24 protein-coding genes are annotated in these 26,615 nt (G+C 62.2%); 15 read left to right on the plus strand and 9 right to left on the minus strand.

The features are described 5' to 3' along the window. Positions 1-9: 9 nt before the first annotated feature. The 5 genes from bioD to bioB all read right to left on the minus strand — a co-directional run bounded on the left by bioD (position 10) and on the right by bioB (position 4,512). Positions 10-690, minus strand: coding sequence for a dethiobiotin synthase (bioD, locus tag CAG25_RS22190; protein WP_007959854.1), 681 nt, complete (start codon positions 688-690; stop codon positions 10-12). Next, complete coding sequence (gene bioC / locus CAG25_RS22195) at positions 687-1,493, minus strand: malonyl-ACP O-methyltransferase BioC (RefSeq protein ID WP_085612955.1); 807 nt, start codon at positions 1,491-1,493, stop codon at positions 687-689. The genes bioD and bioC overlap by 4 nt, the downstream gene beginning before the upstream one ends. Then, positions 1,486-2,217: an alpha/beta fold hydrolase gene (locus tag CAG25_RS22200; protein ID WP_064599891.1), complete on the minus strand. Its 732-nt coding sequence runs from the start codon at positions 2,215-2,217 to the stop codon at positions 1,486-1,488. Before CAG25_RS22200 ends, bioC begins: the two co-directional genes overlap by 8 nt. Continuing rightward, positions 2,210-3,388: an 8-amino-7-oxononanoate synthase gene (gene bioF / locus CAG25_RS22205; RefSeq protein WP_085612956.1), complete on the minus strand. Its 1,179-nt coding sequence runs from the start codon at positions 3,386-3,388 to the stop codon at positions 2,210-2,212. Before bioF ends, CAG25_RS22200 begins: the two co-directional genes overlap by 8 nt. A gap of 68 nt (positions 3,389-3,456) precedes the next feature. Then, positions 3,457-4,512: a biotin synthase BioB gene (gene bioB, locus CAG25_RS22210; RefSeq protein WP_085612957.1), complete on the minus strand. Its 1,056-nt coding sequence runs from the start codon at positions 4,510-4,512 to the stop codon at positions 3,457-3,459. 91 nt (positions 4,513-4,603) lie between these two features. Here bioB and CAG25_RS22215 point away from each other — a divergent pair, with 91 nt between their 5' ends. From CAG25_RS22215 to rarD, 5 genes are all read left to right on the plus strand, one after another. Then, entirely contained in the window at positions 4,604-5,341 is a 738-nt protein-coding gene (locus tag CAG25_RS22215) for a ComF family protein (RefSeq protein WP_085612958.1), read from the plus strand. Between the two features lie 58 nt (positions 5,342-5,399). Further along, positions 5,400-6,164, plus strand: coding sequence for a TOBE domain-containing protein (locus CAG25_RS22220; protein ID WP_085612959.1), 765 nt, complete (start codon positions 5,400-5,402; stop codon positions 6,162-6,164). Between the two features lie 68 nt (positions 6,165-6,232). Next, entirely contained in the window at positions 6,233-8,134 is a 1,902-nt protein-coding gene (locus CAG25_RS22225) for a PhoX family phosphatase (RefSeq protein ID WP_085612960.1), read from the plus strand. A gap of 116 nt (positions 8,135-8,250) precedes the next feature. Next, positions 8,251-9,225 (plus strand): serine/threonine protein kinase, encoded by a 975-nt coding sequence (locus tag CAG25_RS22230; RefSeq protein WP_085612961.1) that lies wholly within the window; start codon positions 8,251-8,253, stop codon positions 9,223-9,225. A 66-nt stretch (positions 9,226-9,291) separates the two neighbouring features. Continuing rightward, complete coding sequence (gene rarD / locus CAG25_RS22235; protein ID WP_039768038.1) at positions 9,292-10,179, plus strand: EamA family transporter RarD; 888 nt, start codon at positions 9,292-9,294, stop codon at positions 10,177-10,179. Positions 10,180-10,402: 223 nt separating this feature from the next. On the opposite strand, the gene CAG25_RS22240 is transcribed toward rarD, so the two are convergent. Beyond that, entirely contained in the window at positions 10,403-10,921 is a 519-nt protein-coding gene (locus CAG25_RS22240; RefSeq protein ID WP_085612962.1) for a glycine cleavage system protein R, read from the minus strand. A gap of 454 nt (positions 10,922-11,375) precedes the next feature. Between CAG25_RS22240 and CAG25_RS22245 the strand changes: the two genes are divergently transcribed. After that, positions 11,376-13,553: a malate synthase G gene (locus CAG25_RS22245; RefSeq protein WP_074692165.1), complete on the plus strand. Its 2,178-nt coding sequence runs from the start codon at positions 11,376-11,378 to the stop codon at positions 13,551-13,553. A gap of 68 nt (positions 13,554-13,621) precedes the next feature. Here CAG25_RS22245 and CAG25_RS22250 read toward each other — a convergent pair whose 3' ends face one another. Beyond that, complete coding sequence (locus tag CAG25_RS22250; protein ID WP_085612963.1) at positions 13,622-14,032, minus strand: hypothetical protein; 411 nt, start codon at positions 14,030-14,032, stop codon at positions 13,622-13,624. A gap of 152 nt (positions 14,033-14,184) precedes the next feature. Next, positions 14,185-14,631 carry a response regulator gene (locus CAG25_RS22255; protein ID WP_064599912.1) on the minus strand — a complete coding sequence of 149 codons (447 nt, stop codon included), beginning with the start codon at positions 14,629-14,631 and terminating at the stop codon, positions 14,185-14,187. Positions 14,632-14,884: 253 nt separating this feature from the next. Between CAG25_RS22255 and CAG25_RS22260 the strand changes: the two genes are divergently transcribed. The 8 genes from CAG25_RS22260 to CAG25_RS22295 all read left to right on the plus strand — a co-directional run bounded on the left by CAG25_RS22260 (position 14,885) and on the right by CAG25_RS22295 (position 23,961). Further along, a complete protein-coding gene (locus tag CAG25_RS22260; RefSeq protein WP_085612964.1) occupies positions 14,885-16,825 on the plus strand; it encodes a putative nucleotidyltransferase substrate binding domain-containing protein in 1,941 nt (646 codons plus the stop codon). Then, on the plus strand, positions 16,822-17,529 hold the full coding sequence (locus CAG25_RS22265; protein ID WP_085612965.1) for a PolC-type DNA polymerase III: 708 nt from the start codon (positions 16,822-16,824) through the stop codon (positions 17,527-17,529). Before CAG25_RS22260 ends, CAG25_RS22265 begins: the two co-directional genes overlap by 4 nt. A gap of 110 nt (positions 17,530-17,639) precedes the next feature. Beyond that, a complete protein-coding gene (locus tag CAG25_RS22270; protein ID WP_039768032.1) occupies positions 17,640-18,158 on the plus strand; it encodes an RNA polymerase sigma factor in 519 nt (172 codons plus the stop codon). Then, entirely contained in the window at positions 18,155-19,126 is a 972-nt protein-coding gene (locus tag CAG25_RS22275; RefSeq protein WP_085612966.1) for a FecR domain-containing protein, read from the plus strand. The genes CAG25_RS22270 and CAG25_RS22275 overlap by 4 nt, the downstream gene beginning before the upstream one ends. Positions 19,127-19,304: 178 nt before the next feature. After that, a complete protein-coding gene (locus tag CAG25_RS22280; RefSeq protein ID WP_085612967.1) occupies positions 19,305-21,731 on the plus strand; it encodes a TonB-dependent siderophore receptor in 2,427 nt (808 codons plus the stop codon). A gap of 73 nt (positions 21,732-21,804) precedes the next feature. After that, entirely contained in the window at positions 21,805-22,935 is a 1,131-nt protein-coding gene (locus tag CAG25_RS22285) for a PepSY domain-containing protein (RefSeq protein ID WP_085612968.1), read from the plus strand. Next, positions 22,932-23,111: a hypothetical protein gene (locus tag CAG25_RS22290; protein WP_011336259.1), complete on the plus strand. Its 180-nt coding sequence runs from the start codon at positions 22,932-22,934 to the stop codon at positions 23,109-23,111. Before CAG25_RS22285 ends, CAG25_RS22290 begins: the two co-directional genes overlap by 4 nt. A gap of 220 nt (positions 23,112-23,331) precedes the next feature. Next, positions 23,332-23,961, plus strand: coding sequence for a glutathione S-transferase (locus tag CAG25_RS22295; protein WP_085612969.1), 630 nt, complete (start codon positions 23,332-23,334; stop codon positions 23,959-23,961). 87 nt (positions 23,962-24,048) lie between these two features. On the opposite strand, the gene creD is transcribed toward CAG25_RS22295, so the two are convergent. Beyond that, complete coding sequence (gene creD / locus CAG25_RS22300; RefSeq protein ID WP_085612970.1) at positions 24,049-25,419, minus strand: cell envelope integrity protein CreD; 1,371 nt, start codon at positions 25,417-25,419, stop codon at positions 24,049-24,051. A gap of 165 nt (positions 25,420-25,584) precedes the next feature. Between creD and CAG25_RS22305 the strand changes: the two genes are divergently transcribed. After that, the gene (locus tag CAG25_RS22305) at positions 25,585-26,595 is read left to right on the plus strand and encodes an acyltransferase (protein WP_085612971.1); all 1,011 of its coding nucleotides are present in this window, start codon (positions 25,585-25,587) and stop codon (positions 26,593-26,595) included. The last annotated feature ends 20 nt before the right edge of the window (positions 26,596-26,615 follow it).

A 26,615-nucleotide genomic window follows, 5' to 3' on the forward strand; every position in this document is an offset into this window, starting at 1 on the left:
TAGCCAAAATCAGTCGAGCAGATCCAGTTGCAAGTGATCGGCAACCGCTTCGGCGCTGACCGCCTTGAGTTTTGGCACCCGCCCCAGGCACGGCGCCGGGATTCGCTCGGCCAGTGTCGCCAGGTTTTCCTCCAGCCGCGAAGTCTTCGGATCAATAATATTCGCCACCCACCCGGCCAATTGCAGCCCGTCTCGGGCAATTGCCTCGGCAGTCAGCAACGCATGGCTGATGCAGCCCAGACGCACGCCGACCACCAGAATCACCGGCAATTTCAACGCAATGGCCAGATCCGACAAATTGTCCTGATCCGCCAGCGGCACTCGCCAACCGCCCGCGCCTTCGATCAGCGTGAAGTCGGCGTTCATGGCCAGGATCTCGCGCATCGGCGCCAGCAACGATTGCACGGTCAGCGCCACACCCGCCTCACGCGCTGCCAGATGCGGCGCGATGGCCGGCTCGAACGCCACCGGGTTAACCTGTTGATAGGTCAGCGGCAACGAGCATTCGGCCTGCAACGCCAGCGCATCGGAATTGCGCAAACCTCTGGGCGTCACCACACAACCGGACGCCACCGGTTTGCCCGCTGCCGTGCTCAATCCTGCCGACCGCGCAGCGTGCAGCAACCCGGCGGCGACGGTGGTCTTGCCGACGTCAGTGTCGGTTCCGGTGATGAAATAGGCTGCGCTCATAAGGGTTTCTCCAACACGGCGTAGACCACCTGATAGGTCGCTGGCAGCCCTTGAGGCTGACGGAACTGCTCGTAAGCCTCGACCAGCCCCAGAATCCGCGCCCGCCCGGTCAATCCACCCGGCCGGCCAGGGTTCAGGTTATGCGCGCCCAGTGCCTTGAGTTCGTGGGTCAGGCTGCGCACATCCGGGTAATGCAGCACATGCGGCCGATTCTCCAGACTGGCCGTACGCAAACCACTGGCCGCGCACAATTGCTCATAGCGGGCGAACTCGCGGAAGCGGTTGACGTGCACCAGGCCATCGACCTGACGCCAGCTGTCGCGCATTTCGTACAGCGTCCCTACACAAAGACTAGCAAACGCGAAAATCCCCCCCGGTTTCAGCACCCGAAACGCTTCGCCGAGCACCGCTTCAAAGTCTGCGCACCACTGCACGGCGAGGCTGGAGAAGATCAGATCACATGTCGAATCCTGTAACGGCAAACGTTCGGCATCGCCAGCGATAAAGTGCGTGGCGCCACCCAACGGCCGCGCGTGATTGAGCATGCCTTCAGCGATATCCAGCGCCAGCCCCTCACCAAATCGCTCGGCCAGCGCCCGAGTGAAATACCCGGTGCCGCAGCCCAGATCCAACCAGCGTGCCGGCCGAAAATCCACCGGCAAGCGATTCATCAACTGCGTACCGACATCGCGCTGCAACTCGGCGACGCTGTCGTAGCTGGCCGCTGCGCGAGAAAAAGAAGCTGCGACCTGGCGCTTGTCAGGCAAGCCGCCGGGCAACGCCGCAACATACAAATCAGTCATCACCGCACTCACTTAAAAACGCTTGGATCGCTCCCGCCACACCGTGGGGATCTTCCAGAAGAAACGCATGGCTGGCCTGCTCGATCAGACCGACCTCGACATCCGCCAGCAACGCGAACAACTCGCCCGCGGCCTCCGCCGGCACCAGCCCGTCAAGCCCGCCGAACAAATGCAATTGCGGGCCACGAAACGCCTGCAACGCTTCCCGCGTATCGATCTGCGCCAACAACTCCAGACCGGCCATCAAAGCGGCCGGCGAGGTGTTCGGCGCGCCGCCGAGCAACAGACGCGACAAGCCGCGCGCGTCTTGCGCGCCCTGGGCGCACAGCAGCGAGAATCGCTTGAGGGTCGTGCGCGGGTCGGCGCTGCAGCCGGCCAGAAACGCATCGAAGGTTTCGCCGGGCATCGCGCTCGGCCATTGTTCATGGGCGACAAACGAAGGATTGCTCGCCAGGGTCAGCAAGCCGCAGCAATGTTCGCCACGCCGGGCCGCCAGCTCGGACGCGAGCATGCCGCCCAGCGACCAGCCGCCAAGCCAGGCATCTTCGGGGACGCGCTCATCGAGCTCGTCGAGCCAGTCGTTCAGATCGCTGGAGTCCAGCTCCGGCAACGGCTCGATGTCGACCTGCAGGTGTTCGTCGAGTCCGCGCAACGCAGCGGCCAACGGCTCCAGCGGCGAAACGCCGAGCCCCCAACCCGGTAACAAAATCAGGCGATCACGCATGGCTCGGCTCCGACGTAAGTTGAGCAAAGCAATCGGCCAGTCCTTCTAACAATAGCTGCACCTGCGCCTCGCTGTGGGCAGCGGTCAGCGTCACCCGCAACCGCGCACTGCCGGCAGGCACGGTCGGCGGGCGGATTGCGGTGACCATCAGCCCACGCTCACGCAGCATCTGCGACAGACGCACGGCGCGACCGGCATCGCCAATCAGGATCGGCTGGATCGGCGTGAAGCTGTCCATCAGTTCCAGGCCGATCTGTTCGGCGCCGTGGCGGAACTGGCGGATCAGCGTCTGTAAATGTTCGCGACGCCAGTGTTCGCTGCGCAGCAGTTCCAGACTTTTCAACGTTGCGCAGGCCAGCGCCGGCGGTTGGCTGGTGGTGTAGATGTATGGGCGGGCGAACTGGATCAGGCTTTCGATCAGCTCTTCACTGCCCGCGACGAACGCACCCGCCGTGCCGAACGCTTTGCCGAGGGTGCCGACCAGTACCGGCACATCCTCCTGGCTCAAACCGAAATGCTCGACGATGCCGCCACCGTTCGCCCCCAGCGGACCGAAACCGTGAGCGTCATCGACCATCAGCCAGGCGCCTTTGGCCTTGGCTTCCCGGGCCAGCGCCGGCAAATCAGCAAGGTCGCCGTCCATGCTGAATACGCCGTCAGTGACCACCAGTGTACTGCCGGTGGCTTTCTCCAGGCGCTTGGCGAGGCTGTCGGCGTCGTTGTGCAGATATCGATTGAAGCGCGCGCCGGACAACAATCCGGCATCCAGCAACGAGGCATGATTGAGCCGGTCTTCCAGCACCGTGTCGCCCTGCCCGACCAATGCAGTGACCGCGCCGAGATTGGCCATGTAACCGGTGGTGAACAACAGCGCACGCGGCCGTCCGGTGAGGTCAGCCAGGGCTTCTTCCAATTCGTGATGCGGGCCGCTGTGGCCGATCACCAGATGCGAAGCACCGCCACCGACGCCCCACTTCGAGGCACCGGCGCGCCAGGCTTCGATCACTTGCGGATGGTTGGCCAGGCCCAGGTAATCGTTGTTGCAGAACGCCAGCAACGGCTGACCGTCGACCACCACTTGCGGCCCTTGCGGGCTTTCAAGCAGCGGGCGCTGGCGATACAGATTTTCGGCACGACGGGCAGCAAGGCGTGCGGCGAGATCGAAAGACATGCAAGCCTCACGGGTGGCAAATGAATCAGCAGGCGCCGTCCGAGGCAGCGCCTGAGAAAAACGGGCGATCAGACCGCCGCGTTATAGAACTGCTCGCTGCTCTTCTGCTCCACCAGCGCCTGCTCGATGGCGGCCTGGTGGACTTCGTCGGCATGCTCTTCGCGGGCTTCCGGCTGAATGCCCAGGCGTGCGAACAGCTGCATGTCCTTGTCGGCCTGCGGGTTGGCGGTGGTCAGCAGCTTGTCGCCGTAGAAGATCGAGTTGGCACCGGCGAAGAATGCCAGGGCCTGCATCTGCTCGTTCATCGCTTCGCGACCGGCGGACAAGCGCACGTGGGATTGCGGCATCAGGATGCGCGCCACGGCGAGCATGCGGATGAAATCGAACGGATCGATGTCGTCGGCGTTTTCCAGCGGCGTGCCGGCCACTTTCACCAGCATGTTGATCGGCACCGACTCCGGATGCTCCGGCAGGTTGGCCAGCTGGATCAGCAGGTTGGCGCGGTCATCGAGGGACTCGCCCATGCCGAGAATGCCGCCGGAGCAGATTTTCATCCCCGCATCGCGCACATAGGCCAGGGTCTGCAGACGCTCGGCATAGGTGCGGGTGGTGATGATGCTGCCGTAGAACTCCGGCGAGGTATCGAGGTTATGGTTGTAGTAGTCGAGCCCGGCCTTGGCCAGGGCTTCGGTCTGGTCCTGATCGAGACGGCCGAGGGTCATGCAGGTTTCCAGGCCCATGGCCTTCACGCCTTCGACCATCTTCAGCACGTAAGGCATGTCCTTGGCCGACGGGTGCTTCCACGCCGCGCCCATGCAGAATCGGGTCGAACCGATGGCCTTGGCGCGGGCAGCCTCTTCGAGGACTTTCTGCACTTCCATGAGCTTTTCTTTTTCCAGCCCGGTGTTGTAGTGACCGGACTGCGGACAATATTTGCAATCTTCCGGACAGGCCCCGGTCTTGATCGACAACAGGGTGGAAACCTGAACGCGGTTGGCGTCGAAATGCGCGCGGTGCACCGTCTGCGCCTGGAACAGCAAGTCGTTGAATGGCTGAACGAAGAGTGCTTTGACTTCGGCCAAAGTCCAGTCGTGATGCAGGGTGGCAGTGGTGCTGGCGCTCATGGGCGTTTCCTTGGTTATGCTTGGCTGGCGCCTGGGGAAACGGAATACCCACAGGCACGACACGGATGTTCGGCATATTTAAGGAAGAGTCATGCGCTGTCAACCACACTACGAAAGGCCGGTTTACATCTGGTTAAAAAACAAACAGAACTGCTTGTTGTGCGACGAACCGGCAGACGCGCAAATCCCGATCTGCACCGCCTGCGAAACCGATTTGCCGTGGCTGGGCGATCAATGCCTGACCTGCGCCCTGCCCCTCGCAGCCGGCCTGACTTGTGGTGGCTGCCTGCAGGATCCACCGGCCTTTGAACAGGTCGCCGTGCCCTGGACTTACGGCTTTCCGGTGGACACGCTGATCACCCGTTTCAAGCACAACGCCAAATGGCCGCTTGGCCACTTGCTCGCCGACGTTCTCGGCGAGTTCCTGCAACATCGCTTCGAAGAAGACCTGCCTCGCCCGGACGCCCTGCTACCGGTGCCGCTTGCGCCGAAACGCTTGCGCCAGCGCGGCTTCAATCAAGCGGCGATGCTGGCGCAGTGGCTGGGCAAGGCACTCGACCTGCCTTGCGAGGAATACAGCCTGTTGCGCGTGCAGGATACCGATGCCCAGCAGGCCCTCAACGCCAAGGCGCGTAAACGCAATCTGCGACACGCCTTCGCCTTGAGCCCCGATGCCCAGGTGCAAGGCCGGCACCTGGCCCTGGTCGACGACGTGCTGACCACCGGCGCCACCGCCCAGGCGCTGGCCCGTTTGCTGATGGACGCCGGCGCCGCGCGGGTGGATGTGTACTGCCTGGCCCGTACGCCAAAACCCGGCGACGCGGCTTGACGGATACGCCACGAGCCGCCAACGTCCTCCCTCAACCCTTCAGTACAAAGCGTCCGCCATGTCCCTGCCCAGTCTGTTGTCCCAGCACATCGTCCGCCGTCCGCAGCGCATCGCCTTGCTGCAACACATCGCCGAACAGGGTTCGATCACCCGCGCCGCGAAGAGCGCCGGCCTGAGTTACAAGGCGGCGTGGGATGCCATCGATGAGCTGAACAACCTCGCACAAAAGCCTCTGGTCGAGCGCGCGGTAGGCGGCAAGGGCGGTGGCGGAGCCAAACTGTCGAGCGAGGGCGAGCGAGTGCTGCGCCTCTATCAAAAGCTGCAAGCCTTGCAGGCCCAGGTGCTGGAAGCGGCCGAGGACGCCAGCGATCTGGATCTGCTCGGTCGGCTGATGCTCAGGACCAGCGCGCGCAACCAGCTGCACGGCAAAGTCGCGCTGATCGAAGGTCAGGGCCGCAACGACCTGATCCGCCTCGAACTGGCTGAAGGCCTGTCGATCGACGCGCAGATCACCCACGACAGCACCGTCCATCTGGAACTGCGACCGGGTACCGAAGTGGTGGCGCTGATCAAGGCCGGCTGGCTCGAACTGCTCGCTCCCCAAGCCACGCCTGCCGTCGGCCACAACCTGTTGAACGGTCGGATCGAGGCGATTCTCGACGCCGCAGACGGCCCGAGCGAAGTGCGCATCGCTCTGCCCAACGGCCAGACCCTGTGCGCACTGGCCGAACCGCTGGACTTGCGCAGCCGTGGTCTGAAGGTTGAGCTACCGGTGCAGGTGCAGTTTTCCCCGTCGAATGTGCTGCTGGGCACACCGCTCTGAGCGCACTGCAACGAAAGCGTCATCGACCCGCATTAAGGTGGCTGCCAAAACCATGCAGGGAGCCTGATGTGAGCCTATTAGAAGAAAACCAATCCACAGACCTGGAAAAAATGGTCGGCCTGAGCCGTCGCGGTTTCATCAGCGCCGGCGCGCTGTGCGGCGCGGCGATGTTCCTCGGCGGCAACCTGCTGAGTCGCAGCGTGCTGGCCGCCAGTGTCAGCGCCGGCAACAGCCGTCTGCTTGGCTTCGACAGCATTCCGGCGGCCACCACCGACACCATCAGCCTGCCCAAGGGCTACAAGTCGTCGGTGCTGATCAGCTGGGGCCAGCCGCTGCACAAGAACGGCCCGGCCTTCGACCCGAGCGGCAACGGCACCGCGGCCGCACAGGAAGTGCAGTTCGGCGACAACAACGACGGCATGAGCCTGTTCGAATTCCCGGGCGAGAAAAACCGCGCGTTGATGGCGATCAACAACGAATACACCAACTACCGCTACCTCTATCCGCACGGCGGCATGCCGCAATCGGCCGAGGACGTGCGCAAGGCTCTGGCCTGCGAAGGCGTGTCGGTGATCGAAGTGCAGCGCAAGAACGGCCAGTGGCAGTTCGTCCAGGGCTCGCGCTACAACCGGCGCATTCACGGCAACTCGCCGCTGCGCATCAGCGGCCCGGCCGCCGGTCACGATCTGATGAAAACCAGCGCCGACAAGCACGGCAAAAAAGTCCTCGGCACTTTCCAGAACTGCGCCAACGGCAAGACACCGTGGGGCACTTATCTGACCTGCGAAGAGAACTTCACCGACTGCTTCGGCAGCAGCAACGCCCAGCAACAGTTCGACCCGGCGCAAAAGCGCTACGGCGTATCGGCCGCCAGCCGCGAGATCAACTGGCATCCGTTCGATCCACGCTTCGACATGGCGAAGAACCCCAACGAGCTCAACCGTCACGGCTGGGTCGTGGAGATCGATCCGTTCGACCCGCAATCGACCCCGGTCAAACGCACTGCGCTGGGCCGCTTCAAACATGAAAACGCCGCGCTGGCCGAGACCGACGACGGTCGCGCCGTGGTGTACATGGGCGACGATGAACGCGGCGAGTTCATCTACAAATTCGTCAGCCGCGACAAGATCAATCACCGCAACGCCAAGGCCAACCGCGACATCCTCGATCACGGCACGCTGTACGTGGCCAGGTTCGATGCCGGCGACGGCAATCCGGATCACCCGAAAGGCCAGGGCCAGTGGATCGAACTGACCCACGGCAAGAACGGCATCGACGCCAGCAGCGGTTTCGCCGATCAGGCCGAAGTGCTGATTCACGCGCGTCTCGCCGCCAGCGTGGTCGGCGCCACGCGCATGGACCGTCCGGAGTGGATCGTGGTCAGCCCGAAAGACGGCCAGGTCTATTGCACCCTGACCAACAACGCCAAGCGCGGCGAAGACGGCCAACCGGTGGGCGGGCCGAACCCGCGCGAGAAAAACGTCTACGGACAGATCCTGCGCTGGCGCACCGACCGCGACGATCACGCGGCGAAAACTTTCGCCTGGGATCTGTTCGTGGTCGCCGGCAACCCGGGCGTCCACGCCGGTACGCCGAAGGGCGGCTCGTCGAATATCACCCCGCAGAACATGTTCAACAGCCCCGATGGCCTCGGCTTCGACAAGGCCGGACGGTTGTGGATTCTCACCGACGGCGACTCGAGCAACGCCGGTGATTTCGCCGGGATGGGCAACAACCAGATGCTCTGCGCCGATCCTGCCACCGGGGAAATTCGCCGGTTCATGGTCGGGCCGATCGGCTGTGAAGTCACCGGGATCAGCTTCTCGCCGGATCAGAAAACCCTGTTCGTCGGGATTCAGCACCCGGGCGAGAACGGCGGTTCGACCTTCCCCGAGCACCTGCCGAACGGCAAGCCGCGGTCATCGGTGATGGCGATTACCCGTGAGGATGGCGGGATCGTTGGCGCCTGATCGGGCGACGCTCTGATCGTTCCCGTGCACTGCACGGGAACGATCCCACTCAAGACAGCCCGTCTGCGCTACCATGCTGAGCCGGACGCGGCAGCCTGCTGCGCGCAGGAGTCAGCATGGCCCACCCGTTTGAAACCCTCACCCCAGACCTCGTGCTCGATGCTGTCGAAAGCATCGGCTTCCTGAGCGACGCGCGCATTCTGGCGCTCAACAGTTACGAAAACCGCGTCTATCAGGTCGGCATCGAAGACTCGGAACCGCTGATCGCCAAGTTCTATCGCCCGCAGCGCTGGACCAACGAAGCGATCCTGGAAGAGCACCAGTTCACCTTCGAACTGGCCGAAGTCGAGATCCCGGTGGTGGCGCCACTGATCCACAACGGCGAAACCCTGCACGAACACGCCGGATTTCGTTTCACCCTGTTTCCCCGTCGCGGTGGCCGGGCGCCGGAGCCGGGCAATCTCGATCAGTTGTATCGCCTCGGCCAGTTGCTCGGGCGCATGCACGCGGTCGGCGGTACCAAACCGTTCGAACACCGCGAAGCGTTGGCCGTGAAGAACTTCGGCCATGACTCGCTGACCACCCTGCTGGAAGGCAACTTCATTCCCAAGGCCCTGCTGCCGGCCTACGAGTCCGTCGCCCGTGACCTGCTCAAGCGCGTGGAAGACGTCTACGCCAGCACGCCGCACCAGAACATCCGCATGCACGGCGACTGCCACCCCGGCAACATGATGTGCCGCGACGAGATGTTCCACATCGTCGACCTCGACGACTGCCGCATGGGCCCGGCGGTGCAGGACATCTGGATGATGCTCGCCGGCGACCGTCAGGATTGTCTCGGGCAGCTGTCGGAATTGATGGACGGCTACAACGAATTCCATGACTTCGACCCGCGCGAACTGGCGCTGATCGAACCGCTGCGCGCCCTGCGCCTGATGCATTACAGCGCCTGGCTGGCCCGGCGTTGGGACGATCCGGCGTTCCCCCGCAGCTTTCCGTGGTTCGGCAGCGAGCGGTATTGGGGCGATCAGGTGCTGGCGTTGCGCGAGCAACTGGCGGCGTTGAACGAAGAGCCGTTGAAGCTTTTCTGACACGACACGTCTATACAACTGCCCGTACAATCGCTGCTTTGTTAGCTGCCTAAGCAAGGATTCTGCATGCAAGCCGCCAACCCGCGTCGCGGGTACATTCTGGGCCTGAGCGCCTACATCATCTGGGGACTGTTCCCGCTCTACTTCAAAGCCATCGCCGAAGTGCCGGCGGTGGAAATCATCATTCACCGGGTGCTGTGGTCGGCGCTGTTCGGCGCGCTGCTGTTGATGGTGTGGAAGCATCCCGGCTGGTGGCAGGAGCTGCGCGACAACCCGAAACGCCTGGCGATTCTTGCGCTCAGCGGCACCTTGATCGCGGCCAACTGGCTGACCTACGTGTGGTCGGTGAACAACGGCCGGATGCTGGAAGCAAGCCTCGGTTACTACATCAACCCATTGGTGAACGTGCTGCTGGGCATGCTGATCCTCGGCGAACGCTTGCGGCGCATGCAGTGGCTGGCGGTTGGTCTGGCGGCGGTCGGTGTTGCGCAGCAGGTGTGGCAGGTCGGCAGTCTGCCGTGGGTATCGCTGGTGCTGGCGCTGACCTTCGGTTTCTACGGGCTGATCCGCAAGCAGGCGCCGGTCAAGGCGTTGCCGGGGCTGGTGGTGGAAACCTGGATGCTGGTGCCGATCGCCCTCGCGTGGCTGCTGTTCAATCCGACCGCCACCAGCGCCCAGGCCGAGTTCTGGACCACCTCCGAAGCCTGGTGGCTGGTGGCGGCCGGCCCGGTGACGCTGGTGCCGCTGGTGTGCTTCAACGCGGCGGCACGGCATCTGCCCTACACCACCCTCGGTTTCCTGCAATACCTGGCGCCGACGTTGGTACTGCTGCAAGCCGTGCTGCTGTTCGGCGAGCACTTGTCGTCCAGCACGCTGATCGCCTTCATGTTTATCTGGGCCGGTCTGGCGGTGTACAGCGTCGATGCATGGATGAGCTTGCGCCGGCGCAGCTGATCAAAAAACGCACAAACCTCCACAGGCCACGGTTCTCGTGGCCTGTATCGTTCCTTCCCAAGGTTATCCACAGCGTGATCCCCGCCGTTTGTGCGCAAGTCACTGAATGCCGACGGTTTTTTGATCAATTTTCGCCAAGCCACAGCGGACGTGGCCTGGCGTCCGGTCTCTACAGGTTATCCACAGGCAGGTGCACGTTTAAACTGGATAACCAGATCCGTCTTCACAGGTCGGTGCGCAGCACCAGTTCGACCATCAAGTCATCGGCCAGGGTTTCCAGGCGCGATTGCAGCACGTCCAGCGACAGGGTCAGCGGCACTGCCAGGATCGCCTCGGCGTGGAACAGCGGCTCGCTGCTCATCGGCGCCGGTCGTACTTCGGTCACCAGCCGTTCGAGGTTGACGCCCTGCTCGCTCAGCAACCGAGTAATGTCGCGCACGATGCCGGGACGATCATTGCCCACCAACTCCATGGCGATCGGTTTCCAGGTGCAGGCCTGTTCGATACCGCTTTCCGCCACCAACACGCGAATGCCCTGTGCCGACAGTGCTTGTAAGGCATCGACTAATTCGTCGTAAGCCTCCGCCGGCACGCCGACCCGCAGGATCCCGGCGAACTGCCCGGCCATGCACGACAGGCGGCTTTCCAGCCAGTTGCCGCCGTGTTCGGCGATGCATTGGGCGATGCGCTCGACCTGCCCGGGCTTGTCCGGTGCGAAGACGGTGAGTACGAGGTGATCCATGGCGCAGCCCTCTTGTCATGACTTTTGTTATAGAAAAGCAAGTATAGGCAAGCGTTCTACAGACGCCTCAGACGCTCGAAGTCACAAATCGTGTACAACTTTTTATATTTAACTGGAACAATCCATTGGTTTTTTGAGAACATCCCGTTCCGCGCCGTGACCGCAATGCGTCATGGGGTCGCAGAACGACGTAATTAGTCCGATTTTCACAACCGCAACTCATCATGTAGTATGCCGCAGCGCGCACTACATAACGCTGGATCGATGTCTGCCCAAGGCACGTTCGCAACCCTGAAAGCCCCGTCAGCAAGGCCCCCAAGCCGTTGATTGGTCCCAACCCAGCCGCCAGCGATGGCATGTACTGGTCGAAGGGTTTGTGGTTTAAATGGCCAGAGGCTTCATTGTTAAATTGACGAGCTGAAAAGCGAAATAGCTGAGCAGAGTGAGGCAAGCAATGACTGAACACGTTCAAGTCGGTGGCCTGCAGGTCGCCAAAGTCCTGTTCGACTTCGTGAACAACGAAGCCATTCCCGGTACCGGCCTCACCGCCGACAAATTCTGGGAAGGTGCCGACAAGGTCATTCACGACCTGGCGCCGAAGAACAAAGCCCTACTCGCCAAACGCGATGACTTCCAGGCTCGTATCGATGGCTGGCACCAGAGCCGTGCCGGTCAGCCCCACGACGCCGTGGCCTATAAAGCCTTCCTGCAAGAGATCGGTTATCTGCTGCCAGAAGCGGCTGATTTCCAGGCAACGACGCAAAACGTCGATGACGAAATCGCCCGTACCGCCGGCCCGCAACTCGTGGTGCCGGTGATGAACGCCCGCTTCGCCCTCAACGCCTCGAACGCCCGCTGGGGTTCGCTGTACGACGCCCTGTATGGCACCGATGCCATCAGCGAAGCCGGCGGCGCGGAAAAAGGCAAAGGCTACAACAAGGTGCGTGGCGACAAAGTCATCGCCTTCGCCCGTGCATTTCTCGACGAAGCCGCGCCACTGGCGACCGGCTCCCACGTCGATTCCACCGGCTACAAGATCGCTGACGGCAAACTGGTCGTCACCCTCAAGGGCGGCAGCACCAGCGGCCTGCGCAACGACGCACAGCTGATCGGTTTCCAGGGCGACGCCAATGCGCCGATCGCGATTCTGCTGAAAAACAACGGCCTGCATTTCGAGATCCAGATCGACGCCAGCACCCCGGTCGGCCAGACCGATGCCGCCGGCGTCAAAGACATCCTGATGGAAGCGGCCCTGACCACCATCATGGACTGCGAAGACTCCGTGGCTGCTGTCGATGCCGACGATAAAGTGGTGATCTACCGCAACTGGCTCGGCCTGATGAAGGGCGATCTGGCGGAATCCGTGTCCAAGGGCGGCCAGACCTTCACCCGCACCATGAACCCGGATCGTACCTACACCAAGGTCGACGGTAGCGAACTGACCCTGCACGGCCGCTCGCTGCTGTTCGTGCGCAACGTCGGTCACCTGATGACCATCGACGCGATCCTCGACAAGCACGGCAACGAAGTGCCGGAAGGCATCCTCGACGGTCTGGTGACTTGCCTCGCGGCGATGCACAACCTGAACGGCAACACTTCGCGCAAGAACACCCGCACCGGTTCCGTGTACATCGTCAAGCCGAAGATGCACGGCCCGGAAGAGGCGGCGTTCACCAACGAGCTGTTCGGTCGCATCGAAGACGTGCTGGGCCTAAAACGCAACACCCTGAAAGTCGGGATCATGGACGAGGAGCGCCGCACCACGGTCAACCTCAAGGCCTGCATCCAGGCTGCCAGCGAGCGCGTGGTGTTCATCAACACCGGCTTCCTCGACCGCACCGGCGACGAAATCCACACCTCCATGGAAGCCGGCCCGGTGGTTCGCAAGGCTGACATGAAGGCCGAGAAGTGGATCGGCGCCTACGAAAACTGGAACGTCGATATCGGTCTGAGCACCGGCCTGCAAGGTCGTGCGCAAATCGGTAAAGGCATGTGGGCGATGCCCGACCTGATGGCGGCGATGCTCGAACAGAAAATCGCTCACCCGCTGGCCGGCGCCAACACTGCCTGGGTTCCGTCGCCGACCGCCGCTGCGCTGCACGCGCTGCACTACCACAAGGTCGACGTGTTCGCCCGTCAGGCCGAGCTGGCCAAACGCGCCCGCGCTTCGGTCGATGACATCCTGACCATCCCGCTGGCGGTCAACCCGAACTGGACCCCGGAGCAGATCAAGAACGAACTGGACAACAACGCCCAGGGCATTCTCGGTTACGTGGTGCGCTGGATCGATCAGGGCGTGGGCTGCTCGAAAGTGCCGGACATCAACGACGTCGGCCTGATGGAAGACCGTGCAACGCTGCGTATCTCCAGCCAGCACATCGCCAACTGGCTGCGTCACGGTGTGGTAACCGAAGCGCAAGTGATGGAAAGCCTCAAGCGCATGGCGCCGGTGGTGGACCGTCAGAACGCCAACGACCCGCTGTACCGCCCGCTAGCCCCGAACTTCGACAGCAACATCGCCTTCCAGGCGGCAGTCGAACTGGTGATCGAGGGCACCAAACAGCCGAACGGTTACACCGAGCCGGTTCTGCACCGTCGTCGTCGCGAGTTCAAGGCTGCCAACGGCCTGTAACCTTCGCGGATGCCGGACATGAAAAAGCCCTGATCTTTTGGTCAGGGCTTTTTTGTTTGTGATAAACATCAATCGGACGAAGCCGTATAGCTGCCGGAGATTTTGACAATCGGAACACTGTCCGAAAACGTTACGTTCTCCAGCGTACCGTGATGTTTGAAGTCCCCACCGAACGGAGGACGCTCGACGATTACCGTGAGCTTGCCACTTTTCGGACCGAAATGTTCAGTACCTTCGGGATCACGATAGTCCAGCCGTTGACCGGGCTGCGCTGCGTAATCTATGGTGTGCGTACCGTCAGGCAGAGCAGAGCCGTATTGGACAAAGACACTTTCAGGCCATTCACCATTGAGCGTTGCATACGATAGATAGGCGATGCCGTCTTCCACTTCAAACTTGCGTGGCGGCTCATCCCCTACATAAACCAGAAAAGTACCTGTTACGGTCACTTTCGGCGATGCGGAATCCTGGGTACTCATGACAAACTCCTTTAACCGGGTTTTAGGCGCTGACTGATTGTCAGCCCTGGAGCGCTCAGTTAACGGAGTTTCGGAAGTGTATGGCTACTGTCAGAACTGACAGTTGACAATGATTTCAGATCAACGGCAATACCAAAACGAACATAGCCGATTCAGGGCTCGATCCCCAGTTCATGTCTGACGAGACCGAGCAACTTGGCGGTATCGATCGGTTTGAGCAGGAAATCCACCACACTCAAATGCATCGCCGCGATCGCGTCCTTCACGTCGGCATCGCCCGAAACAATGATGATCGGCATCGCCGCCCGTACCGATTCACGCACCTGACGAATCAGGTCCAGCCCATCGACATTGCCCATCCGCAGATCGGTGATCACCAGGCCGATGGAGGGCCTTTCCTCGAGCATCTTCAGCGCGGACTCACCGCTGGCCGCGGTCATGCAACGAATACCGTCCAACCCGAGAATCTCCGACAACAGCTCCCGGGCGTCCTTGTCGTCATCGACGATCAATACGCGCTGCGGTGGCAGATCGGGTTCGAGCATTACAGCGCTGAGCGCTTCGCGCTCGGCGTCGCTCAAAATATCGTGGTCGGACATGGCGTTCTCTACGTTTTCAATTCGATCCCCTGGCACAGTGGTCAGACATCGCTGGGCAGAGCTTCAATGTGCACTTCGTCGGATTTTTTTCCAAGGGGCGAACCGAAGAATTTCCGACTGATTTTGTAGGGCATATCCGAAAATTCCCCAACGGCATGCCCAACCTAGACTTACGTCCAATGGGCACCCCGCGCGATGGGGTCGACCATGGCTGCAACGATCCGACAACAACAATTCGAAAAAGACTGCGGTAATGGTTATGAGTAAAGCGGACGCCTTCACCCAGGCAGGGAAAACCGCGGTGTTGCAGAACATTCAGGGCACTTTGCAATTCCTCCAGCGCTTCCCCCCTTTCAATCAAATGGAACACGCCCACCTGGCCTACCTGGTGGAGCAATGCCAGCTGCGCTTCTACGGTCAGGGCGAAAGCATCATCAAACCCGCCGACGGGCCGGTCGAACACTTCTATATCGTCAAGCAGGGCCGAGTGGTCGGCGAGCGTCCGCACACGGCCAAGGGCGGCACCGAAACCACGTTTGAAATCACCACCGGCGAGTGTTTTCCCCTCGCTGCGCTGCTCGGCGAACGGGCGACCCGCACCGAACACCTGGCCGGCGAAGACACCTTCTGCCTGCAACTGAACAAACTGGCGTTCATCAAGCTGTTCGCCCTTTCCAGCACCTTCCGCGACTTCGCCCTGCGCGGAGTCAGCAGCCTGCTGGATCAGGTCAATCAGCAAGTCCAGCAGAAAGCCGTGGAAACCCTCGGCACCCAATACTCGCTGAACACCCGTCTCGGCGAATTGGCCATGCGCCATCCGGTGACCTGCAACCCCTCCACCCCACTGCGCGAAGCGGTGAAGCTGATGCACGAACAGCAGGTCGGCAGCATCGTCGCGGTGGACGAGCAAAAGGCACCGCTGGGGATTTTCACCCTGCGCGACCTGCGCCATGTCGTGGCGGAAGGAGTTGGCGACTTCAGCGAGCCGATCGAGCGTCACATGACCCGCTCGCCGTTCCATCTGTCGCCGGATCACAGCGCCTTCGACGCGGCGATTGCCATGACCGAGCGGCATATCGCCCACGTGTGTCTGGTCAAGGATCGACGCCTGTGCGGCGTGGTTTCCGAACGGGATCTGTTCTCGCTGCAACGGGTCGATCTGGTGCACCTGGCGCGGACCATTCGCAGCGCCCAACGGGTCGAACAGCTGGTGACCCTGCGCGGCGAGATCGGCCAACTGGTGGAGCGCATGCTGGCTCACGGTGCCTCGTCGACCCAGATCACCCACATCATCACCCTGCTCAACGATCACACCGTGTGCCGGATAATCGAACTGACCCTTGCCGAAAAAGGCGACCCCGGCGTACCGTTCAGTTGGCTGTGCTTCGGCAGCGAAGGCCGGCGCGAGCAGACTCTGCACACCGATCAGGACAACGGCATTCTGTTCGACGCGCGGGATGCGGCCCATGCGGCGGAGATTCGCGGCAAGCTGCTGCCCATCGCCCAGCAGATCAATACCAGCCTGGCGCAATGCGGTTTCACCCTGTGCAAGGGCAACGTCATGGCCGGCAATCCGCAGCTGTGCCTGTCCCGCGCCGAATGGGCCCGACGCTTTGCCGCGTTCATTCGCGAGGCGACGCCGGAGAACCTGTTGGGCTCCAGCATCTATTTCGACCTGCGCGTGGTCTGGGGTGATGAACAGGGCTGCGAGCAATTGCGCCGCGGGATTCTCGATCAGGTCGGCGACAATCGTCTGTTCCAGCGAATGATGGCCGAGAACGCCTTGCGCAACCGTCCGCCGGTTGGGCGATTCCGTGAGTTCGTGCTGACCCGCAAGAACGGCGAGAAAGCCACGCTTGACCTGAAAATCCAGGGCCTGACCCCCTTTGTCGACGGCGCACGTTTGCTCGCACTGGCCCATGGCATCGACGCCAACAACACCCTCGAACGCTTTCGCCAACTGGTGGATAAAGAAGTCATCGACCGGCTGGATGGCGCCGCGTACGAAGAGGCCTATCACTTCATCCAGCAGACGCGCATGCAGCAGCATCAACTGCAGACCCGGGAAAACCTGCCGTACTCGAACCGGGTCGATCCCGACAGCCTCAATCATCTGGACCGGCGCATCCTGCGTGAATCCCTGCGCCAGGCCCAGCGCCTGCAAAGCAGCCTGACCTTGCGGTATCAGCTATGAGCCTGTTTTCGTGGCTGCGCCCGGCCAGCCCCGTTGTGCCGCACGACCTGCAACAACGCCTGACGAAACTCCCGGCCATCGGCGAGCTGCGCGAGTGCAGTCTGCGCGAACAGCGTTGGGTGGTGCTGGATCTGGAAACCACCGGGCTGAACCTGAACAAGGACCGGGTGCTGTCGATCGGCGCGGTGGTGATCGAGGACGGAGCGATCGACTTCAGTCAGCAGTTCGAACGCACCCTGCAATGCCGCGAGCTGAAACTCGGCCCGAGCGTGTTGATTCACGGTCTGGCACCGAGCGCGATTGCCGCCGGCAGCGAGCCCACCGAAGCCCTGGTCGAGCTGCTGGAGTTTATCGGCGACAGTCCGGTGCTGGCGTTTCACGCCTCCTTCGACCAGCACATGCTCGGGCGCGCATTGAAGGAACATCTGGGGCACAAGTTGCAGACGGTGTTCCTCGATGTGGCGCAGATCGCCCCGCTGGTTTGCCCCCAGGCGCACATTCGCGAGGCGGGGCTGGACGAGTGGATCGACTGGTTCAAGCTCGAAGTGTTCGAACGTCACCATGCGAGCGCCGATGCTCTGGCCACGGCGGAACTGGCGCTGATCCTGTTCAGCCGGGCACGCCAGCAGCAGATCCACAGTCCGCTGAATCTGCAGCAACGCCTGAGTCAGTGGAAACGCCGCCAGCAGACGCATTCGTTCTGAATCCGGGTTGTCGCCCGACAACCCGACCGGTGGCCAATTGCTAACCATTCCCACCTCTGCCACAATCGCGAACAATTCTCGTTAGTTAACACTTCCCAGTCGGTGTCGTCGTGTCTTCAGCCCAAAGCCCTCACAGTGAGCTCGTCGGTGCGTTGTATCGCGACCACCGCGGCTGGCTGCTGGCTTGGCTGCGGCGCAACGTGGCTTGCCCGCAACGCGCCGAGGACCTGAGCCAGGACACCTTCGTCCGCCTGCTCGGCCGCGACGAGTTGCTGACACCCCGCGAACCCCGGGCGTTTCTGGTGGCGATCGCCAAAGGGTTGCTGTTCGACTACTTCCGCAGGGCCGCGCTGGAACAGGCGTATCTGACCGAACTGATGCTGATCCCCGAGGGCGAACAGCCCTCGGTCGAAGAACAGCAACTGATCCTCGAAGACCTCAAGGCCATCGACCGCATGCTCGGCAAGCTGTCGACCAAGGCCCGCGCCGCTTTCCTCTATAACCGCCTCGATGGCCTGACCCACGCCGAGATCGCCGACAAACTCGGCGTGTCGGTCCCGCGCGTACGCCAGTACCTGGCCCAGGGTATTCGACAGTGCTACATCGCGTTGTACGGTGAGCCAACATGAGCCCGGCCAGTTCTAGACCGGTCCCGGCCCATGTGCTGGACGCGGCGATTGCCTGGCAATTGACCCTCGATTCCAGCACGCCACTGGAGCGCGAAGAGTTCGCAAAGTGGCACGCGGCCAACGAAGAACACGCCCGCGCCTGGCGCCAGTTGGGCATGCTCGACCAGCGTTTCAGCGTGGCCAAGGGCCCGGCACGCAACGCGTTGCTGCAATCGCGCGAAGGTATCCGCCGCCGGGTGCGCAAGCTGGGCAGCGGGCTGGCCAGTGTCGTGGCGGTGGTCGGGCTGGCGTTGTTTGCCGGCGAACGTTATCTGCCGCTGGATTACTGGCTCGCCGATCAACGCACCGCCACCGGCGAACAGCGCACCGTGCGCCTGGCCGACGGCACCGTACTCAACCTCAATACCCACAGCGCGGTGGATGTCCGTTTCGATGAAAAACAACGCCTGATCGTGTTGCAGGAAGGCGAAATCCTTGTCGAAACCGGTCACGGCGATGCGCGGCCATTCATCGTCGAAACCGCCGAGGGCAGCATGCGCGCCCTGGGCACGCGGTTTCTGGTCAAGCGCGAAGACGCCGGCACGCGCCTGAGCGTTCTGCAGTCGGCGGTGGCGGCGCATCCGCAATCCGATCCGCAGGAACAGATCCTGCGCGAAGGCCAGCAAGTGCTGATCCGCCACAACGGTCTGGATTCGGTGGTGGCGCTCAACCCCGGCGCCGATGCCTGGACCCGCGGCATGCTGGTGGTGGACAACGCGCGCCTGGAAGACCTGGTGCATGAACTTGGCCGCTATCGTCGCGGCCATCTGGGCATTGCGCCGGAAGTCGCCGACCTGCGCATCACCGGCAGCTTCCCGCTGCACGACACCGACAAGGCGCTGAACGCCCTGCTGCCAACCCTGCCGGTGCAGATCGAGCAGCACACCCCATGGTGGGTAACCGTGGCCAAGGCTGATCCGAAGCCCTGACATTCAGCACTGCCTGCCCACGACTGGCCGCCTGCCACACCCCTGAAAACGGACTTTCTGCTGACTTGCGCAGCCATGTCGTTCGTTAATCGAAATTATTTTCATCCAGCCCTATCACTTTTCGAATCTCGTCCGGCACACAGGCAATTGAGAAATATTTCCATTCAGGAGCCGCCGTATGTCCCGTTCGCTAGACACCTTGTTGCGCCCCAGTTTGCTGGCGGTCGCCATTGCCCTCTGCACCCCGCTGGCCAGCAGCCAACTGATCGCCGCTGAACAGGCATCGAGCGTGCGCGCCTACAACCTGCCGGCGGCCCCGCTGTCGACCACCCTGAACCAAATCGCCAGCCAGGGCGGCCTGACGCTGTCGCTGAACCCGTCGCTGGCGGCGGGCAAGACCTCGGCGCCGGTCACCGGCCAATATGACGCGGCCGGCGCCCTGCGCGCGGCGCTGCGTGGCACCGGCCTGCAACTGGAACAGAGCGGCTCTGGCACCTACACCCTGGTCGCCGTGCCGGAAGGCGCGATGGCCCTGCCGGAAACCTCGGTGATCGGCGTGGAAAACTTCGAAAGCGCCTGGGGCCCGGTCGAAGGCTACACCGCCACGCGCACCGCCGCCGGCACCAAGACCGACACCGCGCTGGTCGAAGCGCCGCGTTCGATTTCGGTCGCCACGCGCCAGCAAATGGAAGACCGAGGCGTGCACAGCCTTGATGACGCCGTGCGCTACATGCCGGGCATCACCGCCAGCAGCTACGGCAGCGACACTCGCGCCGACTGGCTGCGCGTGCGCGGCTTCGAACCGACCCAGTTCCTCGACGGCCTGCCCCTGCCAAAAGGCGTGTACGCCAACCCGAAACAGGAAACCTGGAACCTCGACCGCCTCGCCCTGCTGCGCGGCCCGGCCTCGTCGGTGTACGGCCAGACCCCGCCGGGCGGCCTGCTCGACATGGTCAGCCGTCGTCCGAGCGATGTGCAGAGCAGCGAAATCCAGTTGCAGTACGGCAGCGACAACCACCGCCAGATCAACTTCGCCAGCACCGGCAAGATCGACGACGCCGGCCAGTTTCTCTACGGCCTCAGCGGTGTGGTACGTGACAGCGGCACGCAGATCGACCACGTCGACAACAAGCGCTACAACATCGCGCCGAGCCTGACCTGGAACATCGACGACGACACAAAATTCACCCTGCTGACCCAGTTCACCCGCGACGATACCGGCATCACCAGCCAGTTCCTGCCGGTGCAGGGCACCAAGATCGACATGCCGTTCGGCAAGGTTTCCCATCACAAGAACCTCGGCGATCCGGACTGGGAATACTACGACCGCACCTACTACGCGCTGGGCTATGCCTTCGAACATCGCCTGAACGATACCTGGCAGTTCAAGCAGAACCTGCGTTACACCAAGTCGGATCTGTCGTTCCAGGGCATCACCGTTGGCTCGTATCCGTTCACTCAAGTGGACAATGACGGCAACGTCGGCCGTACCACGACCATCGTCGACGAGGACATCAGCCAGTTCGCCGTGGACAACAACTTCCAGGCCGACTTCGCCACCGGCGACATCCGCCACACCCTGTTGCTGGGCCTGGATCACCAGCGCAGCAACACCAACTACACCTCGATTTTCGGCAGCGCACCGGAGATCAATGTGAACAACCCGATCCATGGTCAGCCGATCGTGCGCCCGGCGCGTTCCACCGCCTTCTATGACTACAACCAGAAGACCTACCAGACCGGCCTCTACGTCCAGGACCAAATGGCCCTGGACCAATGGCGCCTGACCCTGGGCGGTCGTGAAGACTGGGTGCATACCAGCACTCAATTCATCAACAAGGGTGACGCCACCAACACCCAGCGCGACAAGGCGTTCAGCGGTAACGCGGCGATCAGCTATGTCTTCGACTCCGGTTTCGTGCCGTACCTGTCCTACGCCGAATCATTCCAGCCGACCACTGGCGCCGACGCCTCGTCGACCGAATCGCTCAAACCCACCGAAGGCAAGCAGTGGGAACTGGGCATCAAGTACCAGCCACCGGGCAGCAAGACCCTGCTGACTGCGGCCGTGTATGACCTGACCCAGAAAAACGTCTCGGTCAGCTCGTTCGTCAACGGCGTATCGATCACCAGCCAGACCGGTGAAGTCAAAGTCAAAGGCCTGGAGCTGGAAGCCGTCTCCGACGTTACCGACAACCTGAAGGTCATCGCCGCGTACACCCTGGCCAAGTCCGAAGTGCAGAACGGCGCCGACAAGGGCAACCGCCTGCAACTGATGCCGAACCAGCAAGCGTCGCTGTGGGCCGATTACACCTGGCACAGCGGCGTGCTCGACGGCTTCGGCATCGGCGCCGGCGCGCGCTACACCGGCAACACCTACGGCGACAAAGCCAATACCTGGCTGGGCAAGGCAGACGCCTACACCGTGTTCGACGCCGCCGTGCATTACGACCTCGGTCGTCTGGACAACAGCCTCAAAGGCGCGTCGCTGGCACTCAACGCCACCAACCTGCTGGACAAGGATTACATTTCCACCTGCGACAGCTTCTACTGCTACTACGGCGACCAGCGCAGCGTCGTCGCCAGCGCCACTTACAAGTGGTAAGCGCCTGAGCTGAACAGGCCCTGCAACCAGGCCGTCCCTCGTGGACGGCTTGGGTGTTTTTGAAGGTCATGAAATGAAAAGTAAAACAATTCGCCGCTGGTCCTTCGTCCACACCTGGACCAGCCTGATCTGCACCGTGTTTTTGCTGCTGCTGGCCCTGACCGGCCTGCCGCTGATTTTCCATCACGAGATCGACCACCTGCTGGGCGATGCGCCCGAGTTGCGGGTGATGCCGGCGGACACGCCGCATCTGAACCTGGCGCAACTGGTCGAAGCGGCGGAGAAGCATCGGCCCGGCGAGGTCGTGCAGTACTTCGGTTTCGAAGACGACGAACCGAATGCCGTGCTGACGATCATGGCCAGGACCGCCGGCACCGAACCCAACTCCTCGCACACCTTCATGCTGGATGCGCGCACCGGCGAAGCACTGGAAATGCCGTCGGCCAACGGTGGGCTGATGCTGTTCATCCTGCGCCTGCACGTCGACATGTTCGCCGGTCTGCCGGGCAAGCTGCTGCTGGCGTTCATGGGTTTGCTGTTCGTGGTCGCGATCGTGTCCGGCACGGTGTTGTACCTGCCGTTCATGCGCCGCTTGAAGTTCGGCACCGTGCGCCAGGACAAATCCACCCGCCTGCGCTGGCTCGACCTGCATAACCTGATCGGCGTGGTGACCCTGACCTGGGCGCTGGTGGTCGGCGTGACCGGTGTCATCAGCGCCTGCGCCGATCTGCTGATCGCCGCGTGGCGGGCCGAAGCCCTGACGACCCTGATCGCGCCCTACCGCGATGCCCCGCCCCTGACGCAACTGGCCCCGGCCACCCATGTGCTGGAAATTGCCAGTGACGTCACACCGGGGATGAAACCGGACTTCATCGCCTTCCCCGGCACGCGCTTCTCCAGCGAGCACCATTACTCGGTGTTCATGAAGGGCGGCACCCACCTGACCTCGCACCTGCTGACCCCGGTGCTGATCGACGCCAGCACCCTGCAAGTCACGGCGGTGGCAGAGCGACCGTGGTACATGGACGCCATGGGCATGTCGCAGCCGCTGCACTTTGGTGACTACGGCGGCATGCCGATGAAAATCCTCTGGGCCACGCTGGACGTGCTGACCATCATCGTCCTCGCCAGCGGCGTGTACCTGTGGGTGGTGCGGCGCAAGGCCGCGAAACCGGTGTTGGAAACGGCGGAGGCCGCTGCATGAAGCCGCGTCAGTCGAATTTCTGGAAAGTCTTCAGCACGCCGCTGGTGATCGCGCTGCTGAGTGCGGCGGGCCTGTTCGCGGCGCTGCTGGGCGACGGGATCTGGGATGGCCTGAGCTGGGTGGGTCTGGGCATTCCGGCCACCATTGCTCTGCGCGGATTGCTGCAACGTCGCTGAGATTTGCATTGGCTGGACTGGCCTCTTCGTCGGATCGCCGCCCGGGGCAAGCCTGTTCCCACAGGGTTCGCGGTGTTCACGGGATCGGTGAACACCCGAGAACGTGTGGGAGCGGGCTTGCCCGCGAAGGCGTCTGCAAAGACGCTATCAAACTCTCGCCAGCCACGCCGGAACTTACTAGGCTACGCCTTTGCACTTTGAAGACTGCCGAGGAATGCCCATGTCCGCTCCCAGCATGACCCTGTTCCACAACACCCTGTCCCCGTTCGTGCGCAAAGTCATGGTGCTGTTGCACGAGACCGGCCAGCAGGATCGCGTCGCGCTGCAGGATTGCGTGCTCAGCCCTGTCAGCCCGGACGCCGCCCTCAACGAAGACAACCCGCTGGGCAAGATCCCGGCCCTGCGCCTGGCCGACGGCAATGTCATCCATGACAGCCGGGTGATCCTCGACTACCTCGACCACCAGCACGTCGGCAACCCGCTGATCCCCCGCGACGGCTCGGCCCGCTGGCGGCGCCTGACCCTGGCCTCGATGGCCGACGGGATCATGGACGCCTCGGTCATGGTGCGTTACGAGCAGGCCCTGCGCGCCCCGGAAAAACACTGGGACGAATGGCTCGAGGCCCAGCGCGAGAAGATCCGCCGCGCCCTCGCCCTGCTGGAACGCGACGCGATTGCCGAACTGACCTGCCACTTTGACGTCGCCGCGATCAGCGTGGCCTGTGCGCTGGGTTACTTGGATCTGCGCTTCCCGGATCTGGGCTGGCGTGAAGCCAATCCGCAACTGGCCAACTGGTTCTTTGAAGTGAGCCAGCGGCCGTCGATGATTGCGACGATGCCGAAGGTTTGATGTGCCGGGCGGGAGGCAGCGAGGCAAAGATCAGCGTCATCAACAACTCGGCCTCCCGCTGCTCCTCACGCAGCCCCACGAACCGGCTCATTGCACCGCTCCGATATCGAACTCCAGCGGTTTGGCCGGTTTCTGCCCGATCCCGTACCAGTCCAGATTGCGGGTCAGCACCATGAACACACCGAGCAGACCGAACAGCAGCAGCGAGCCCATCAGCAGCGCGTAATCCTCGGCGCTCAGCAGGCCGTAGAGCAAGCCGTACAACGCCGCCAGCCCCGCCGAAAAACTCAAGCCATGCCGCACGCTGCGCAGCACATGGCAGACGTAGAACCCGATCAACAGCACACAACCGCTGGCCGACAACAGATACGCCAAGGCAAAACCGATGTGCTCCGACAACGACAGCAGCAACAGATAAAAGAACGCCAGCGCCACACCCACCAGCGCGTATTGCACCGGGTGCACCGCCAGGCTTTTCAGCACTTCGAACAGGAAGAAACCGGCGAACGTCAGGACGATGAACAGCAGCGCATATTTGATCGCCCGGTCACTCTTCAGATACTGATCCACCGGATCGATGAAGCTCACGCCGAAACTGCGCCCGTTGAACGCCTCACAATCATTGCCCGACACGCAGCGGCTCATCGCTTCTTGCAAATTGGTGGAGAAAAACGAGGTCTGCCAGTCAGCGGTAAAACCCAGATCGTTGATCTCGCGTTTGGCCGGCAGGAAGTTACCGATGAAGCTTGGGTGCGGCCAGTTGGCGGCGAGGTTTACCCGGCTGGTTTTGCCCACCGGCAGCACCTGCAACGAACCGGTGCCTTGCAGGCGCAAGTCGAAACCGAAGGCCAGTTCCGTGGTCTTGCTGGTGTCCAGCGCCGGCAGCGTCACTCGCACACCCTCGCCCAGCCAGCCAACCTGAGTACCGGGCACGAAGTCCAGGCGTTGCGCGCCCAGTTCCAGCTTCAGCGCGTTTTCAATCCCGCGAATGTCACTGATACCGACCGCCAGGAACGGCGCTTCGAAGCTGTAATCGGCAAAATCCTCCTTGATCCCCAACTGCGCCGGCAGCGAGAAATGCCCACTGATGCGGTTGTCGGCATGGAACAGCCGCGCCTCGTAAATGCCCCGGGCACGCAGCTCGGTCTGCACCTGGCCGTCGAGCTCAAAACGCTCCGGGAGGAAATACAGGCGTCCACGTTCTTCGCCGATTTCCTGGTAACGCTCATCGCTTTTCTCTTTGGTTTTCCAGGTGCGCACCACTTTGCGATACGGCACAACCATCACCGGCCCGCTGAGTTGCTGGCTGAAGCTTGAGCTTCTGGCAATGTCTTCCAGCACACCGTCGCGCAGTTGCTGGCGATCGTCGATGATGCCGTCAATCATCAACAGCGGCACCAGCAATACCAGGATCAGCAGGGCAATGGCCCCGAGTTTGAATGTCAGATTTCGGTTCATCGGAACGCTCCCTTGTTGGAATGGAGCGAGTCTGCAAACGCTGTATGGATTTGTTATGGAGGTTGTGTGGGCTTTACGTGGAAATACCTGTAAAACGCTGTTCCACGGGAGCCGCCACCCGACTTTTCCGGCACCGGCGGACAAATGGAACAAAGGACTATTGGATTGCGTAACAACTCTTTCGATCTGATCAGGCACGTGGCCGCGTTATTGGTGCTGGTCAGCCACCACTTCGCCCTGAGCGGTTTGCAGGAGCCGGGCATTTCTGGCTACAACTCACTGGGTGGCATTGCGGTCATTGCCTTCTTTTCGATTTCCGGCTTGCTGATTACCCACAGTTTCCTCAATGCCAAGGGCCTCGCTGACTATCTGGGCAAACGTGTCGCGCGGATCTTTCCGGCGCTGATCGTTTGCGCCTTCCTCATGACGTTTGTGGCCGGCGCGCTGTTTGCCGAGGGCTATGTGACGAGCCCCGCCGTCCTGATCGACTTCCTGCGTATCTCGCTGTTCGGTCGGGCGAGCATCGAGCCAGTCACTGACGGGTTTATCTTCAGTGAATCCTTCAACGGCAGCCTCTGGACACTGAAAATCGAATTCGCTTTTTATCTGTTGGTCGCGGTGGTGCTGAGTCTGCACCGACGGGCGGCAGCAGCGGGTGCGATGCTTGCGCTGTTCTGCGTGGCGACCTTTGTACTGGGCAACGGCCCTGCCACAGCGCTGACTCAGAAGCTCGCGGTGTATGGATGTGCCGGTATCGCGTTTTTTGCCGGATCGCTGCTGGCCTTCTACAAGCAATTGCTGGGCGACAGACGCCGATTGGCAATCATGCTGCTGGCCTTTATCGGGATTGCTTCACTGGCAATCGGGACACCGGTGGCCGGCGTGGTCGTCACCCTGAGCATCTGCCTGGCCACCCTGAGTGTGGGCCTGCTCTACGTCGATCGCACCATCCGGGGTCGATTCGACCTGTCCTACGGCATCTACCTGTATGCGTTTCCCGTACAGCAGTTGGTGATCAACAAGACATCACTGACGTTCGTGCCCTCCATGCTGCTGTCGGCGCTGATCGTGATCGTGCTGGCCATCGCCTCCTGGCACTGGGTCGAGCGACCGGCGCTGCAATGGGCGCATCGCCGAAACAAGGCTCGAATCAACGAAGCGGCAACGCCGTCCTGAGCGGGCGAAGGATTACCGGG

This window comes from Pseudomonas sp. B16(2017) (assembly GCF_002113205.1).
GTDB lineage: Bacteria > Pseudomonadota > Gammaproteobacteria > Pseudomonadales > Pseudomonadaceae > Aquipseudomonas > Aquipseudomonas pharyngis.